Below are 13,759 nucleotides of genomic sequence, written 5' to 3' on the forward strand. Positions count from 1 at the left end.
AGATGCAGCCCCCCTCGGCGAGGGAGGCTGCAGTCACACCGGCGTCAACTTGAGTGGAGGTTATCCACAGATCGTCTGACCTTTTCCCCCAGCTGTGGATAACTCTGTGGGTAACTCAGGGCAAGGCTTGCGCTCGGGCCGTGCTGTGTGCTCTGGGGGCGCGCTACTTCCACTGCGTGGAGACGGCGAAGCCACCGGCGATGAAGCCGAAGCCCACGACGATGTTCCAGTTGCCCAGGGCGTCGATCGGCAGATCGCCCTCGGTCACGTAGAACACCACGATCCAGGCCAGTCCGAGGAGGAACAGGGCCAGCATCACCGGAGCGACCCAACTGCGGTTGGTCAGCTTTATGGCCGTTGCCTGCTTCGTCGCGGGCGGCGTGAAGTCGGCCTTCTTGCGGATACGTGACTTCGGCACGAGGGACTCTCCTGTCGATGCGCTGCGTGACCGCGCAGGGATCTGTGGCGGGCGCCGGGGCGGGGATGGCCGGAGGGGGCATGCTGGCTCCCCCGGGCGTCCGTTAGCGTAGTGCTTCCATGGCGCCCGATGAGATAAGGGTACGTTGAGCAATTCTGCCGACTCTCCCGAAGAGCCGGTCCGGCACACCTCCACGTGGGCGGCCCGGGGACTCACCGCTGCCGTCTTCGCGCTGGCCGGGCTGATCTTCGTCACCAGCGCCAACACGGCCAAGGGCACCAATCTGCGCAGCGACTCCTCCTTGCTCAAGCTCTCCGACCTGATCAAGGAACGCAGCGAGCACAACGCCGAGCTGAACGATTCGGTCGCCTCCGCGCGGGCGGACATCGACGCTCTCGCCCAGCGCGACGACGGATCCACCGAGGCCGAGGACGCCAAGCTCAAAGCCCTGGAGAAGGCGGCCGGCACCACGAAGATCACCGGCGACGCCGTCAGCGTCACCCTCAACGACGCCCCGCCGGACGCCACCGCCAACCCCGGCTACCCCGAGCCGCAGCCCAACGACCTGGTCATCCACCAGCAGGACCTCCAGGCCGTGGTGAACGCCCTCTGGCAGGGCGGGGCGCGCGGGATCCAGGTGATGGACCAGCGGCTGATCTCCACCAGCGCGGTCCGCTGCGTCGGCAACACCCTGATCCTGCAGGGCCGCGTCTACTCCCCGCCGTACAAGGTCACCGCCGTGGGCGACCCCGGCAAGCTCAAGCGGGCGCTCGACGACTCCACGGCGATCCAGAACTACCAGCTGTACGTGAAGGCGTACGGGCTGGGCTGGAAAGTCGACGAGGACGACGCGGTGACTCTTCCCGGTTACTCGGGCACAGTGGATCTCCAGCACGCGAAGCCTGTGGAGTGAGCCCGAGCTGATCCCCGGGGAGGCCGTCCGGTGTCGTCACGACCGTCGGTGCGCTCGGTACGCCTCGTCGTCCGGACCTTCAGCGAACTGTGCATCACCGTCGGCGCCCTGATCATCCTGTTCGTCGCCTACGTCCTGCTGTGGACCGGCGTCAAGGCCGCCGACGCGGCCGAGGGCGAGATCCAGACGCTCCGCGGCCGCTGGGCCCAGGAACCCGTGACCGCTCCACCGGGAACCGCCGCCTCCGCCCCGGCCCCGTACCGCGACGGGAAGCCGTTCGCGACGCTGCACATCCCCCGCTTCGGCGCCGACTGGGAGTGGCCCGTCCTGGAGAACACCGAGGCCGAAACCTTGCAGAAGGGCCTCGGCCACTACAGCGGCACCGCCCGGCCCGGAGAGCGCGGGAACTTCGCGGTGGCGGGGCACCGCCGGACGTACGGAGACCCCTTCAAGGACTTCCCCCGGCTGCGCCCCGGTGACGCGGTGATCGTCAACGACGGCACCACCTGGTTCACGTACCGCATCGCCAGGGAGCCCTACCGGACCGTGCCGACCGACACCGCCGTCGTCGACCCCGTCCCCCGCCGCTCCGGCTTCGAGGGCCCCGGCCGCTATCTGACGCTCACCACCTGCGAGCCCGAGTGGGGCAGCAGTCACCGGCTGATCGCCTGGGCGCACCTGGACGCGACGCGGCCGGTGAGCGGGGGACGGCCGCCGGAGCTCACCGGCTGACCCGGGACCGGCCGGGGTTTTCCACAGGCTGACCCACTCTCCGGCCGCGGCACTCTAATCTGGTGCGAGTACCGAACGGAGGGGTCAGCATGTACGGCTGGATCTGGCGGCATCTGCCGGGCAACGCATGGGTGCGGAGCATCATCGCGCTCGTGCTGGTTCTCGCGGTCGTCTACGCGCTGTTCCAGTACGTGTTCCCGTGGGCGGAGCCGCTGCTCCCGTTCGGTGATGTGACCGTCGACGGCGACAGCGCCGGTGGGGCAGGGGCCGGGCAGTGAGCGCACGCATCCTCGTCGTGGACAACTACGACAGCTTCGTCTTCAACCTCGTCCAGTACCTCTACCAGCTCGGTGCCGAGTGCGAGGTGCTGCGCAACGACGAGGTGACCACCGCCCACGCCCAGGACGGCTTCGACGGCGTCCTGCTCTCCCCCGGCCCCGGCACACCCGAGCAGGCCGGGGTCTGCGTCGAGATGGTGCGCCACTGCGCGGACACCGGCGTTCCGGTCTTCGGCGTCTGCCTGGGGATGCAGTCGATGGCCGTGGCGTACGGCGGGGTCGTCGACCGGGCTCCTGAGCTGCTGCACGGCAAGACCTCGCCGGTGGACCACGAGGGCAAGGGCGTCTTCGCCGGACTGCCGTCCCCCTTCACCGCCACCCGCTACCACTCGCTCGCCGCCGAACCGGCGGCGCTGCCGCCGGAGTTGGAGGTCACCGCCCGTACGGGGGACGGCATCATCATGGGGCTGCGCCACCGGGACCGGGCGGTGGAGGGCGTGCAGTTCCACCCCGAGTCGGTGCTCACCGAGCACGGCCACCTGATGCTCGCCAACTGGCTGGAGCAGTGCGGCGACCAGGGGGCCGTGGCGCGGTCGGCGGGTCTCGCGCCGGTGGTGGGCAAGGCCGCGGCGTGACCGCACCCCGCCCCGAGGACGGCACCGGGCCTCAGGGCCCGTACACGCGTGGGGCTTACGGGGCCGACGGGGCGTTCGTCGCGGCGGTGGACGGGCTCGCCGATCCGCTCAACGACCCGCTGCCCGACCCGCTCGGTGGTCCGCTGCCGGAACAGCACGCCTCCCCGTGGTTCCGGAGCGAGAGCGCGCAGGGGGAGCCGCAGGCGTACGCGGGGCCTCAGGGGGCCCCGGGCGAGTGGTACGACCCCGAGGGATACCAGCGGGACTGGTACGGCTCCCAGCAGGCCCCTGCGCCCTCTCCCGGCCTCTCTCCTGGACCCGCTCCCGCGGCGCCCTCTCCTGAGCCCGCTCCCGTGCCTGTTCCTCCGCCCGGGGCGCCTCAGGCCGACGGGACGCCGGGGCTGCGGATCGCGGACACCCGGCGAATAGTCGCGGAGCCGTCCGAAGGGCCCGAGCCGTACGCGTCGTACGAGCCGGCCGAACGCCCCGATCCGGCCGAACCGGTCACCGGAGGGCGGGCCGAGCGGCGGCGGGCGGCCAAGGGCCGTGGCGGCCGCCGCACCGCCCCGGCGGCCGCGGGTGCCGGGGCGCCCGCCGCACCCGCCGCACCCATGTCCCGGATGGAGGCGCGGCGCGCGGCGAAAGCGGCCAAGGACAGTCCCGCCGTGGTCGCCAGCCGGGCCGTCGGCGAGATCTTCATCTCGCTGGGCGTCCTGATGCTGCTGTTCGTCACCTACCAGCTCTGGTGGACCAACGTCCGGGCCGAGCAGATCGCCGGCAGGGAGACGGACAAGATCCAGGAGGAGTGGGCCACCGGGGCCGGCAAGCCCGGGGTGTTCGCGCCGGGCCAGGGCTTCGCCATCATGCACATCCCCAAGCTCGACGTGGTCGTTCCGATCGCCGAGGGGATCAACAAGGAGAAGGTCCTCGACCGGGGCATGCTCGGCCACTACGGCGAAGGCAAGCTGAAGACGGCGATGCCCGAGGACGAGCAGGGCAACTTCGCCGTGGCGGGCCACCGCAACACCCACGGTGAACCGTTCCGCTACGTCAACAAGCTCAGCCCCGGCGACCCGATCGTGGTCGAGACGAGGGACGCGTACTACACGTACGAGATGACCAGCATCCTGCCGCAGACCTCGCCGTCGAACATCTCGGTGATCGAACCGATCCCGGTCGGATCGGGGTTCACCGAGCCGGGCCGGTACATCACGCTGACGACCTGTACCCCGGAGTTCACGAGTACCTACCGGCTGATCGTCTGGGGCAAGATGGTCGACGAACGGCCGCGCGGCGAGGGGAAGCCCAAGGCGCTCGTGGGCTGAACATCATCACGACAGGGGCGGTGCGGTGGCAGCGAGGACCGAGCACGACGAGCGGACCGACGTGCCCGCGCCCCCCGCGCCCCGGCCCAGCAGGCACCCCATCGCCACGGCCGTCAGCGTCTTCGGGGAGCTTCTGATCACCGCGGGCCTGGTGCTCGCGCTCTTCGTCGCGTACTCGCTGTGGTGGACCAACGTCCTCGCCGACCGCGAGGCCGGCAAGCAGGGCGACACGGTCCGCAGCAAGTGGGCGGACGGGCCGGGCGCCCTGGACACCAAGGACGGCGTCGGCTTCCTGCACGTACCCGCCATGAAGAACGGCGAGGTGCTGGTCAAGAAGGGCACCGACCCCGAGACCCTGAACAACGGCATCGCGGGCTACTACACCGACCCGGTCCCCTCCGCCCTGCCCTGGGACGACAAGGGCAACTTCACGCTGGCCGCCCACCGGGACGGGCACGGCGCCAAGTTCCACAACATCGACAAGCTGAAGAACGGCGACGCGATCGTCTTCGAGACCAAGGACACCTGGTACGTCTACAAGGTCTACAAGTCGCTCCCGGAGACCTCGAAGTTCAACGTCGAGGTGATCGAGCCGGTCCCGGAGGAGTCGGGCGTCAAGAAGCCAGGCCGCTACATCACGCTGACGACCTGCACCCCGGTCTACACGTCGAAGTACCGGTACATCGTCTGGGGCGAGCTGGAGCGTACGGAGAAGGTCGACAAGGACCGTACGAAGCCGGTGGAGCTGCTTTAGCGCCTGTCAGGCGGATCTATGAGCGCCTGTCCGGCGGATCTTGGCCGGAGATGCCCCAGGGGTACGGGAGAGGGCCCCGGTCACCATCCACGGTGACCGGGGCCCTCTCCCGTACGTACGGCTACGCGGGCGCTACTCGCCCGACGGGCCTCCGAAGATGCCGCCGCCGCCCTGGTCCCCGCCGCCGCCCGGGGTGGCGAAGATGTTGACCGCCGAGTTCTTGTCCACGGTCTCACCGGCCCCCGGCTGCACGACGGCCACGATGGCGTTGTCCTCCTGCGACCCCTGGACGTTGCCGACCTGGAGGCCCGCCTCCTGGAGCTTCGCCTTGGCCTCGCCGAGCGTCATGCCCTGGATCTGCGGGACCTGGGTCTTCTCCGGCTCCGGCGGCTCCGGCGGGCCCTTGGAGACCTTGAGGACGATCTGCGCGTCCTTGGCGTGCTTGCCGGGCTGCGGCGTCTGCTCGACGACGGTGTCCTTCGGCTCCTCCGAGTCGACGTCGGCCCGCGAGATGTTGCTGAAGCCGATGTCCCGCAGCTGCTGTTCCGCGGCCGCGAAGGTGCGGGTGCGCATGTCGGGCAGGTCCAGGGTCTCCTTCTTGGCGACCGTGATGGTCACCTCGGAGCCGTCCTCCGCCTGGGCGCCGCCGTCGGGCTTCTGCTTGATCACCGTGCCCTCGGCCTTGTCGGACTCGACCGCGGTCACGTTGACCGTGAAGCCCTTGTCCTCCAGGGCCTTGCGGGCGCCGTCCTCGGACTTCTCCAGGACGTCGGGAACCTCGATCTTCGGGGCGCCGGAGGAGACCATGACCTCGACGGTCCCGTTCTCGTCCATCTCGCCGTCCTTCGGGGACTGCGAGCAGATGTCGCCCTTCTCCTGCTGCTCGCACGGCTCCTCGCCGGCGACCTTCAGGACGACCCCGGCTCTCTCGGCGAGCTGTTCCGCCTCCTTGACGGTGGAGCCGACCATGTTCGGTACGGGGACCTTGCCGTCGTTGCCGCTGTCGCTGAAGACGGCCCGGCCGATCAGGATCGCGCCGATGAGCACCAGGATGCCGGCGACGACCAGCAGGATCGTCGAGGTGTTGCTCTTCTTCGGCTGCTGGCGCCGGCGCCCCGCGCGGTCGTCGTAGCCGTAGCCGCCGTCGTCCGGGTTGACCGGCGGCAGCATCGACGTCGGAGCGTTGTTCGGGTCGGTCGGGCGCAGGGCGGCGGTGGGCTGGTCGGCGTTGTAGCCGTCGTAGCCCCCGTACCCCACGGCGCCCATCGCCGCCGCGGCCGCGACCGGCCGGCCGTCGAGGCAGGCCTCGATGTCGGCCCGCATCTCGTCGGCGGACTGGTAGCGGTAGTCCGGGTCCTTGGTGAGCGCCTTCAGCACGATCGCGTCCATCTCGGGCGTGATCTCGGGGTCGAAGTTGCTCGGCGGCTGCGGCTCCTCGCGCACGTGCTGGTAGGCCACGGCGACGGGCGAGTCCCCGACGAACGGGGGCCGGACCGCGAGGAGCTCGTAGAGCAGGCAGCCGGTGGAGTACAGGTCGGACCGTGCGTCGACCTGCTCGCCCTTGGCCTGCTCCGGCGAGAGGTACTGGGCGGTGCCGATGACCGCGGCGGTCTGCGTCATGGTCATGCCGGAGTCGCCCATGGCCCGGGCGATGCCGAAGTCCATGACCTTGACCTGGCCGGTGCGCGTCAGCATGACGTTGGCCGGCTTGATGTCGCGGTGGACGATCTGGGCGCGGTGCGAGTACTCCAGGGCCTGGAGGATGCCGACCGTCATCTCCAGCGTGCGCTCGGGCAGCAGCCGGCGGCCGGAGTGCAGGAGCTCCCGCAGGGTCGACCCGTCGACGTACTCCATCACGATGTACGGGATGGAGACCCCGTCGACGTAGTCCTCGCCGGTGTCGTAGACGGCGACGATCGCGGGGTGGTTGAGCGAGGCGGCCGACTGGGCCTCACGGCGGAACCGGGCCTGGAAGGACGGGTCGCGGGCCAGGTCGGCCCGGAGCGTCTTCACAGCTACGGTGCGGCCGAGCCGGGTGTCGTGGGCGAGGTAGACCTCGGCCATGCCACCACGGCCGAGCACCGAGCCCAGCTCGTACCGGCCGCCGAGGCGACGCGGCTCTTCCATAACTGTTCCAGCCCTCTCCGTCAGTCCTGACCGCACCCGTGTGTGTGGTCCGGCGGTGCGCTGTTCGCGCATACGCTACCGGGCACGCGGTACGTGATCAGCCCGCACCCGTCAGCCGATATCCGACCGGTATCCGATGTCCGGTATGGGCGGGCGGACGCCGTGACGGGCCTCACTGCTTGCTGTCGACGACCGCCTTCATCACGTCGCGCGCGATCGGGGCGGCCAGTCCGCCACCGGAGATGTCGTCCCGGTTGGCGTTGCCGTCCTCGACCACGACGGCGACGGCGACCGGGGAGCCGTTGTCGGTCTTCGCGTACGAGATGAACCAGGCGTACGGCTTCTCGCTGTTGTTCAGACCGTGCTGGGCGGTACCGGTCTTGCCGCCCACTGTGACGCCGGGGATCTGTGCGTTGGTTCCCGTGCCCTTCTCGACGACGGTCTCCATCATCTGCTGGACCTTCTGGGCGTTCTCGCCGGACAGCGCCCGGCTGAGCTCCTCGGGCTTGGCGGTGTAGATGTCGTCCAGGTTGGGCGCCTGGCGCTTGGCGACCATGTACGGCTGCATCAGCTTGCCGTCGTTGGCGATGGCGGAGGCCACCATGGCCATCTGGAGCGGCGTGGTCCGGTTGGACGCCTGGCCGATGCCGGCCATCGCGTTCTGCGGCCGGTTGTCCTCGGGGTAGATGCTCGCGTCGGCGCGGACGGGCGTGAAGACTTCCTTGTTGAAGCCGAACTTGTCCGTCTGCTCGATCATCTTCTCGTTGCCGAGGTCGTCGCTGATCTTGCCGAAGACGGAGTTGCAGGAGACCCGCAGGGCTTCGCGGAGCGAGGCGTCCTCGCAGGGGATGTCGCCCTCGTTCTGGAGCGGGATCTGCGTCTGCGGCAGCGTCCAGGGCAGCGGGGACTCCGTCTTTGCGTCGATGTCGTCGTAGAGCCCGTTCTCCAGGGCGGCGGCGGCGGTGACGACCTTGAAGGTGGAGCCGGGCGGGTAGGTCTCGCGCAATGCCCGGTTGAGCATCGGCTTGTCCTTGTCCTTCAGGAGCTGCTGCCGGGCATCCGAGTCCTTGAGCGAGTTCCCGGCGAAGACCGAGGGGTCGTACGACGGCGTGCTCGCGAGCGCGAGGATGGCACCGGTCTGCGGGTCCAGGGCGACGACGGCGCCCTTCTTCTCGCCGAGCCCCTTGAACGCGGCCTTCTGGGCTGCCCCGTTGAGGGTGGTGACGACGTTGCCGCCCTGCTTCTTCTCGCCGGTGAACATCGACATCGTCCGGTCGAAGAACAGCTGGTCGCTGTTGCCGGTGAGGATGCCGTCCTCCAGGTTCTCCAGCTGTGAGGAGTCGAACGCCTGCGAGGAGTAGCCGGTCACGGGGGCCCAGAGAGGCCCGTCCTTCCAGACCCGCTTGTACGTGAAGTCGCCGTCCTCGGTCTCGACGGAGCCGGTGATGGCCTTGCCGTCGACGATGATGTCGCCGCGCTCGTGGGCGTAGCGCTCGATCTGGACGCGGCGGTTGTACTTGTGGCTGTTCAGCTCGTCCGCACGGACGTACTGGAGCCAGTTGTCCCGGATCAGGAGGGCCAGCACGAGGATTCCGCAGAAGAGCGCGATCCGGCGCAGTGGCTTGTTCACGGTCGTACCACCTGCGTCATCTCTGCGTCGGTCGAAGGTGCCGGCGCCGGGGCGGGGCGGCGTGCGGTGTCGCTGATCCGGATCAGGATGGCGATCAGGGCCCAGTTGGCCAGTACGGAGGAACCGCCCGCCGCCAGGAACGGCATCGTCATACCGGTGAGCGGGATGAGACCCATCACACCGCCGGCGACGACGAACACCTGGATGGCGAACGATCCCGAGAGGCCGATCGCGAGGAGCTTGCCGAACGGGTCGCGGGCCGCCAGCGCGGTGCGCACCCCGCGCTCCACGATCAGGCCGTAGACCAGGAGCACCCCCATCATCCCGGCGAGCCCCAGCTCCTCACCGACGGTGGCGAGGATGAAGTCGGAGTTGGCGGCGAAGCCGATCAGGTCGGAGTGACCCTGTCCGAGACCGGTCCCGAGGGTGCCTCCGGAGCCGAAGGCCATCAGGGACTTGGCCATCTGCTCGCTCGCCGGTTCCACACCCCAGCCCGCGAACGGGTCGAGCCACGCGGTGACGCGCTGCTGGACGTGCGGTTCGAACGAGGCGACACCGACGGCACCGATCGCGGACATCAGCAGACCGAAGACGATCCAGCTGGTGCGCTCGGTGGCGACGTACAGCATCACGACGAACATGCCGAAGAAGAGCAGCGAGGAACCGAGGTCGGTCTCGAAGACCAGGATCAGGATCGAGAAGGCCCAGACCATCAGGATCGGGCCGAGGTCGCGGCCGCGAGGCAGGTACAGGCCCATGAACCGGCGGCTGGCCAGCGCCAGTGCGTCCCGCTTGACCATCAGGTAGCCCGCGAAGAACACCGCGATGATGATCTTGGCGAACTCGCCGGGCTGGAGCGTACCGACGCCGGGGATCTTGATCCAGATCTTGGCGCCGTTCACCGCGGGGAAGAACATCGGCAGGATCAGCAGGAACAGCGCCACGAGCATGGAGATGTACGTGTAGCGCTGCAGGATGCGGTGGTCCTTCAGGATGGCCAGGACCGCGACGAGCATGCCCACGCCGATCGCGGAGAACAGCAGCTGCTTCGAAGCGGCGGGGGCGAAGGTCTTCAGGGCCTGGAACCGTTCGGACTGGTCCAGGCGCCAGATGACCGCCAGGCCGAGGCCGTTCAGGAGTACGGCGAGGGGCAGCAGCAGCGGATCGGCGTACTTGGCGAACCGGCGCACCGCGAGGTGGGCGACGCCGCCGAGCAGGGCGAGCCCCGCTCCGTAACCGAGCATGCCCGAGGGCAGTTCGCCGTTGAGGGCGAGGCCCACGTTGGCGTAGGCGAACACCGAGATGGCGACGGCGAAGATGACGAGCGCCAGCTCGGTGTTGCGGCGGCTCGGTGCGTCGATCGCGCCGATGGTGGTCGTGTTGGTGACAACGCTCATGGTGCTGAAGGCCCCCTACGGCTTACTGCTTACCGCACTGCGGGACCAGCTTCTTCTCTTCCTCCGAGAGGCTGGGGCCGGGAGTGGGAGTCGCGGTGTTCGGCTTGGTCCCCGTGGTGGGGGGAGTGGCGGAAGTCTCGGCCTCGGCCTCGGCGGCGCGGCGCTGCGCGTCCTTCTTGCAGGCGGATGCCTGGGCGGCGAGTTCGTCGACCTTCTTGCGGGCGTCGGTGATGCTGCCCTCGGCGATCGTGGCCTCGACCTGCTTGCGCTGGTACGGCGGCAGGTACTTGAGCTCGATCTCGGGGTGGTTCTTCTCGACCTCGGAGAGCGAGATCCAGGCGAGGTCCTGGCTGATACCGCGGAACAGCGCCACGTTCTCGTTCTGCGCGCCGACGTAGAACTGGGTCTGCGTCCAGCGGTAGCCGCCGTAGAGGCCGCCGCCGATCACGGCCAGCGCCAGCACGGTGAAGAAGGACCGCTTGAGCCACTTACGGCCGCCGCGCGGCTTGTCGAGGTCGTCGTCGGCGTACGCGTCGTACGAGCCGTCCGGCATCGAGCCGTAGTCGGAGTCACCGCTGCCGGGCGGGCCGAAGCCGCCCGCGGGCGGCGGGACCGGGCGGCCGAGACCGGCCGCGCGGCCGGCCGGGGTGTGCATGGCCCCGCCGTCGTTCAGCACCGCCTGGTTCTCCGCGACCGCTCCGACGACGACCGGGGTGTCGTTGAGGCGGCCGGCCAGGGTGTCGTTGTTGTCGACGTCCAGGACGTCGGCCACGATGCAGGTGATGTTGTCGGGGCCGCCGCCGCGCAGAGCGAGCTGGATGAGCTCCTGGATGGTCTCCTGCGGGCCCTGGTAGCTGGCCAGGGTCTCTTCCATGGTCTGGTGCGAGACCACGCCGGAGAGGCCGTCGGAGCAGATCAGATAGCGGTCGCCGGCGCGGACCTCGCGGATGGAGAGGTCCGGCTCGACGTGGTCGCCGCTGCCCAGCGCCCGCATCAGCAGGGAGCGTTGCGGGTGGGTGGTGGCCTCTTCCTCGGTGATGCGGCCCTCGTCGACCAGGCGCTGCACCCAGGTGTGGTCCTGGGTGATCTGGGTCAGCACGCCGTCGCGCAGCAGGTACGCGCGGGAGTCGCCGACGTGCACCAGGCCGAGCCGCTGGCCGGTCCAGAGGAGGGCGGTGAGCGTGGTGCCCATGCCCTCCAGCTGCGGGTCCTCCTCGACCATGACGCGCAGCTGGTCGTTGGCCTGCTGCACCGCCGTGGCCAGCGAGGTCAGGATGTCCGAGCCCGGGACGTCGTCGTCGAGCTGGACGAGCGTGGAGATCACCTCGGAGCTGGCGACCTCACCGGCCGCCTGACCGCCCATGCCGTCGGCGATGGCGAGGAGACGCGGGCCGGCGTAGCCGGAGTCCTCGTTCCCCTCCCGGATCATGCCTTTGTGCGATCCGGCGGCGAAGCGCAGGGACAGACTCATGCGCACCTGCCCGGTCGACGCTCCGTCGGGGTACAGCCTGTCTCGAGCCACACTGCCCACCCTCCGGTCGGGAACCGGGCCGCGTCCGTCGTCCGGGCCGCCGCGGCTCGCTCGCTCCGCTCGCTCATTGTCGTACTACTTCCGCAGCTCGATGACGGTCTTGCCGATACGGATCGGCGCGCCCAGCGGAACAGGCGTCGGGGTGGTGAGCCGGGTCCGTTCCAGATACGTGCCGTTGGTGGACCCGAGATCCTCCACGATCCACTGGCCGTCCCGGTCGGGGTAGATCCTGGCATGTCTGCTGGACGCGTAGTCGTCGTCCAGCACGATCGTCGAATCGTGGGCCCGGCCCAGCGTGATGGTCTGGCCCTGGAGCGCGACCGTGGTGCCCGTGAGGGTGCCTTCGGACACGACCAGCTTCGTGGGTGCCCCGCGGCGCTGGCGCCCGGGCTGCTGGCGCTGCTGGGGCGGCGCCGCTTGTTGTTGGCGGCCCTGCTGCGGGCGCGCGTCGGCGGCAGTGCGGCGTGAGCCGCGCTGCGTGACGCGCGTTCCGAACAGGTCGCTGCGGATGACCTGGACGGCCACGATCACGAACAGCCACAGAACAGCCAGGAAACCTAGCCGCATGACCGTCAGGGTCAGCTCTGACATTGCCCCCGCTTCACCCTTCGGCTTGCCGGTAAACGATGGTGGTGCTGCCCACGACGATCCGCGAGCCGTCGCGGAGCGTAGCGCGGGTGGTGTGCTGCCCGTCCACCACGATGCCGTTGGTGGACCCGAGATCCTGGATCGTCGAGGGCGTTCCGGTCCGGATCTCACAGTGCCGGCGCGATACGCCGGGGTCGTCGATCCGCACGTCGGCGTCGGTGGATCGTCCCATCACCAACGTCGGGCGGGAAATCTGATGGCGTGTGCCGTTGATCTCGATCCAGCGCCGCACCTGGGCGTCCGGCAGCGCGCCGGGCCCGGCCGGCGGGCGCCGGTCGCCCGTGGGCCGTCCACCGCCGGGCGGCGGGGCCGCGGGCATCGGCGGAGCGGCGGCCGGCGGGTAGCCGTAGCCACCGGGGGCCTGCGGGGCGGCGGACCGCCCGGGGGCGGGCCGCTGGTGCTGGTCGGACGGGTCCTGCTGTGACGAACTCGACGCCAGGGTGCGGCTGCGCACCCGGTAGAGACCGGTGTCGAGGTCGTCGGCCTTCTCCAGGTGGACCTTGATCGGCCCCATGAACGTGTAGCGCTGCTGCTTGGCGTAGTCGCGCACCAGGCCCGACAGCTCGTCGCCCAGCTGGCCCGAGTACGGGCTGAGCCGCTCGTAGTCGGGTGTGCTGAGCTCGACGATGAAGTCGTTGGGGACGACGGTCCGCTCGCGGTTCCAGATCGTCGCGTTGTTGTCGCACTCCCGCTGGAGCGCGCCGGCGATCTCGACCGGCTGCACCTCGGACTTGAAGACCTTGGCGAAGGTGCCGTTGACCAGCCCTTCGAGGCGCTGCTCGAAACGCTTCATGACCCCCATGGGGCACCTCCTCCGGTGTCATCGTCCCTGTACTGCTTACTGATCGTATCCACGCGTCGGGAAATCGGCTGGTTCCCCTTCTCTGCCCTGTGGATGAGTGTCACCCCTCACACGGATCGTAGAGGTGGCCTCCTCACAGTGTCCCGCACACGGGATGCTCTCTGAAGGAGTGGGGGCGGCGGCTCCGCGTTCCCGTTTCCCGTCCCGGGGCCGGTGAAACAACGGATGTGAATCCACCCTGTTCACCGTGCTAATCTTCGGGATGTCGCCAGGCGCTCGCACCACACAGGTGGGAGAGGGTCTGGAAACACCACTCTTGCGCGAGTGGCGGAACGGCAGACGCGCTGGCTTCAGGTGCCAGTGTCCTTAGGGACGTGGGGGTTCAAATCCCCCCTCGCGCACAAAGTAGGACACCGAGAAGTGTCCTGCGGGCAACGACGAACGGTCGGCATCGTGATCACGGTGCCGACCGTTCTGTTGTGCCCTCGTGTCTGTTGTGTCCTCGTGGTGGGGCGAACCGTGTTTGTCCTCACGTCTCACGGTGAAGTGCCTCGCGGTGGTGCCGCCCC

13 protein-coding genes and 1 tRNA gene are annotated in these 13,759 nt (G+C 69.4%); 7 read left to right on the forward strand and 7 right to left on the reverse strand.

The annotated features are described in order from the left end of the window. Window positions 1–163: 163 nt before the first annotated feature. Window positions 164–418 (reverse strand): cell division protein CrgA, encoded by a 255-nt coding sequence (gene crgA, locus ACIRR8_RS09805; protein ID WP_404061339.1) that lies wholly within the window; start codon window positions 416–418, stop codon window positions 164–166. A gap of 145 nt (window positions 419–563) precedes the next feature. On the opposite strand from crgA, the gene ACIRR8_RS09810 reads away from it, so the two are divergent. The 6 genes from ACIRR8_RS09810 (at window position 564) to ACIRR8_RS09835 (ending at window position 5,055) form a co-directional block, all read left to right on the forward strand. After that, window positions 564–1,331, forward strand: a complete 768-nt coding sequence (locus tag ACIRR8_RS09810) for a DUF881 domain-containing protein (RefSeq protein WP_404061342.1) — start codon at window positions 564–566, stop codon at window positions 1,329–1,331. A gap of 30 nt (window positions 1,332–1,361) precedes the next feature. Continuing rightward, complete coding sequence (locus tag ACIRR8_RS09815) at window positions 1,362–2,063, forward strand: class E sortase (RefSeq protein ID WP_404061345.1); 702 nt, start codon at window positions 1,362–1,364, stop codon at window positions 2,061–2,063. Between the two features lie 89 nt (window positions 2,064–2,152). Further along, window positions 2,153–2,341 (forward strand): hypothetical protein, encoded by a 189-nt coding sequence (locus tag ACIRR8_RS09820; RefSeq protein WP_018489811.1) that lies wholly within the window; start codon window positions 2,153–2,155, stop codon window positions 2,339–2,341. After that, the gene (locus tag ACIRR8_RS09825; RefSeq protein WP_404061348.1) at window positions 2,338–2,976 is read left to right on the forward strand and encodes an aminodeoxychorismate/anthranilate synthase component II; all 639 of its coding nucleotides are present in this window, start codon (window positions 2,338–2,340) and stop codon (window positions 2,974–2,976) included. The genes ACIRR8_RS09820 and ACIRR8_RS09825 overlap by 4 nt, the downstream gene beginning before the upstream one ends. Then, on the forward strand, window positions 2,973–4,301 hold the full coding sequence (locus tag ACIRR8_RS09830) for a class E sortase (protein WP_404061351.1): 1,329 nt from the start codon (window positions 2,973–2,975) through the stop codon (window positions 4,299–4,301). The genes ACIRR8_RS09825 and ACIRR8_RS09830 overlap by 4 nt, the downstream gene beginning before the upstream one ends. A gap of 25 nt (window positions 4,302–4,326) precedes the next feature. Further along, the gene (locus ACIRR8_RS09835) at window positions 4,327–5,055 is read left to right on the forward strand and encodes a class E sortase (RefSeq protein WP_404061354.1); all 729 of its coding nucleotides are present in this window, start codon (window positions 4,327–4,329) and stop codon (window positions 5,053–5,055) included. A 132-nt stretch (window positions 5,056–5,187) separates the two neighbouring features. Here ACIRR8_RS09835 and pknB read toward each other — a convergent pair whose 3' ends face one another. The 6 genes from pknB to ACIRR8_RS09865 all read right to left on the reverse strand — a co-directional run bounded on the left by pknB (window position 5,188) and on the right by ACIRR8_RS09865 (window position 13,190). Continuing rightward, a complete protein-coding gene (gene pknB / locus ACIRR8_RS09840) occupies window positions 5,188–7,182 on the reverse strand; it encodes a Stk1 family PASTA domain-containing Ser/Thr kinase (RefSeq protein WP_404061357.1) in 1,995 nt (664 codons plus the stop codon). Between the two features lie 172 nt (window positions 7,183–7,354). Further along, window positions 7,355–8,812 (reverse strand): peptidoglycan D,D-transpeptidase FtsI family protein, encoded by a 1,458-nt coding sequence (locus ACIRR8_RS09845; protein WP_404061360.1) that lies wholly within the window; start codon window positions 8,810–8,812, stop codon window positions 7,355–7,357. Beyond that, window positions 8,809–10,209 (reverse strand): FtsW/RodA/SpoVE family cell cycle protein, encoded by a 1,401-nt coding sequence (locus ACIRR8_RS09850; protein WP_404061363.1) that lies wholly within the window; start codon window positions 10,207–10,209, stop codon window positions 8,809–8,811. The genes ACIRR8_RS09845 and ACIRR8_RS09850 overlap by 4 nt, the downstream gene beginning before the upstream one ends. Before the next feature lie 22 nt (window positions 10,210–10,231). Then, window positions 10,232–11,680, reverse strand: a complete 1,449-nt coding sequence (locus ACIRR8_RS09855; protein ID WP_404061366.1) for a Stp1/IreP family PP2C-type Ser/Thr phosphatase — start codon at window positions 11,678–11,680, stop codon at window positions 10,232–10,234. A gap of 135 nt (window positions 11,681–11,815) precedes the next feature. Beyond that, window positions 11,816–12,331 (reverse strand): FHA domain-containing protein, encoded by a 516-nt coding sequence (locus ACIRR8_RS09860; protein ID WP_030701387.1) that lies wholly within the window; start codon window positions 12,329–12,331, stop codon window positions 11,816–11,818. A gap of 10 nt (window positions 12,332–12,341) precedes the next feature. Continuing rightward, entirely contained in the window at window positions 12,342–13,190 is an 849-nt protein-coding gene (locus tag ACIRR8_RS09865; RefSeq protein WP_404061370.1) for an FhaA domain-containing protein, read from the reverse strand. Between the two features lie 318 nt (window positions 13,191–13,508). Between ACIRR8_RS09865 and ACIRR8_RS09870 the strand changes: the two genes are divergently transcribed. Further along, window positions 13,509–13,591: transfer RNA gene (locus ACIRR8_RS09870), tRNA-Leu, on the forward strand. Window positions 13,592–13,759 lie beyond the last annotated feature (168 nt).

The organism is Streptomyces sp. NPDC101178, assembly GCF_044767965.1.
Taxonomy (GTDB): Bacteria; Actinomycetota; Actinomycetes; order Streptomycetales; family Streptomycetaceae; genus Streptomyces.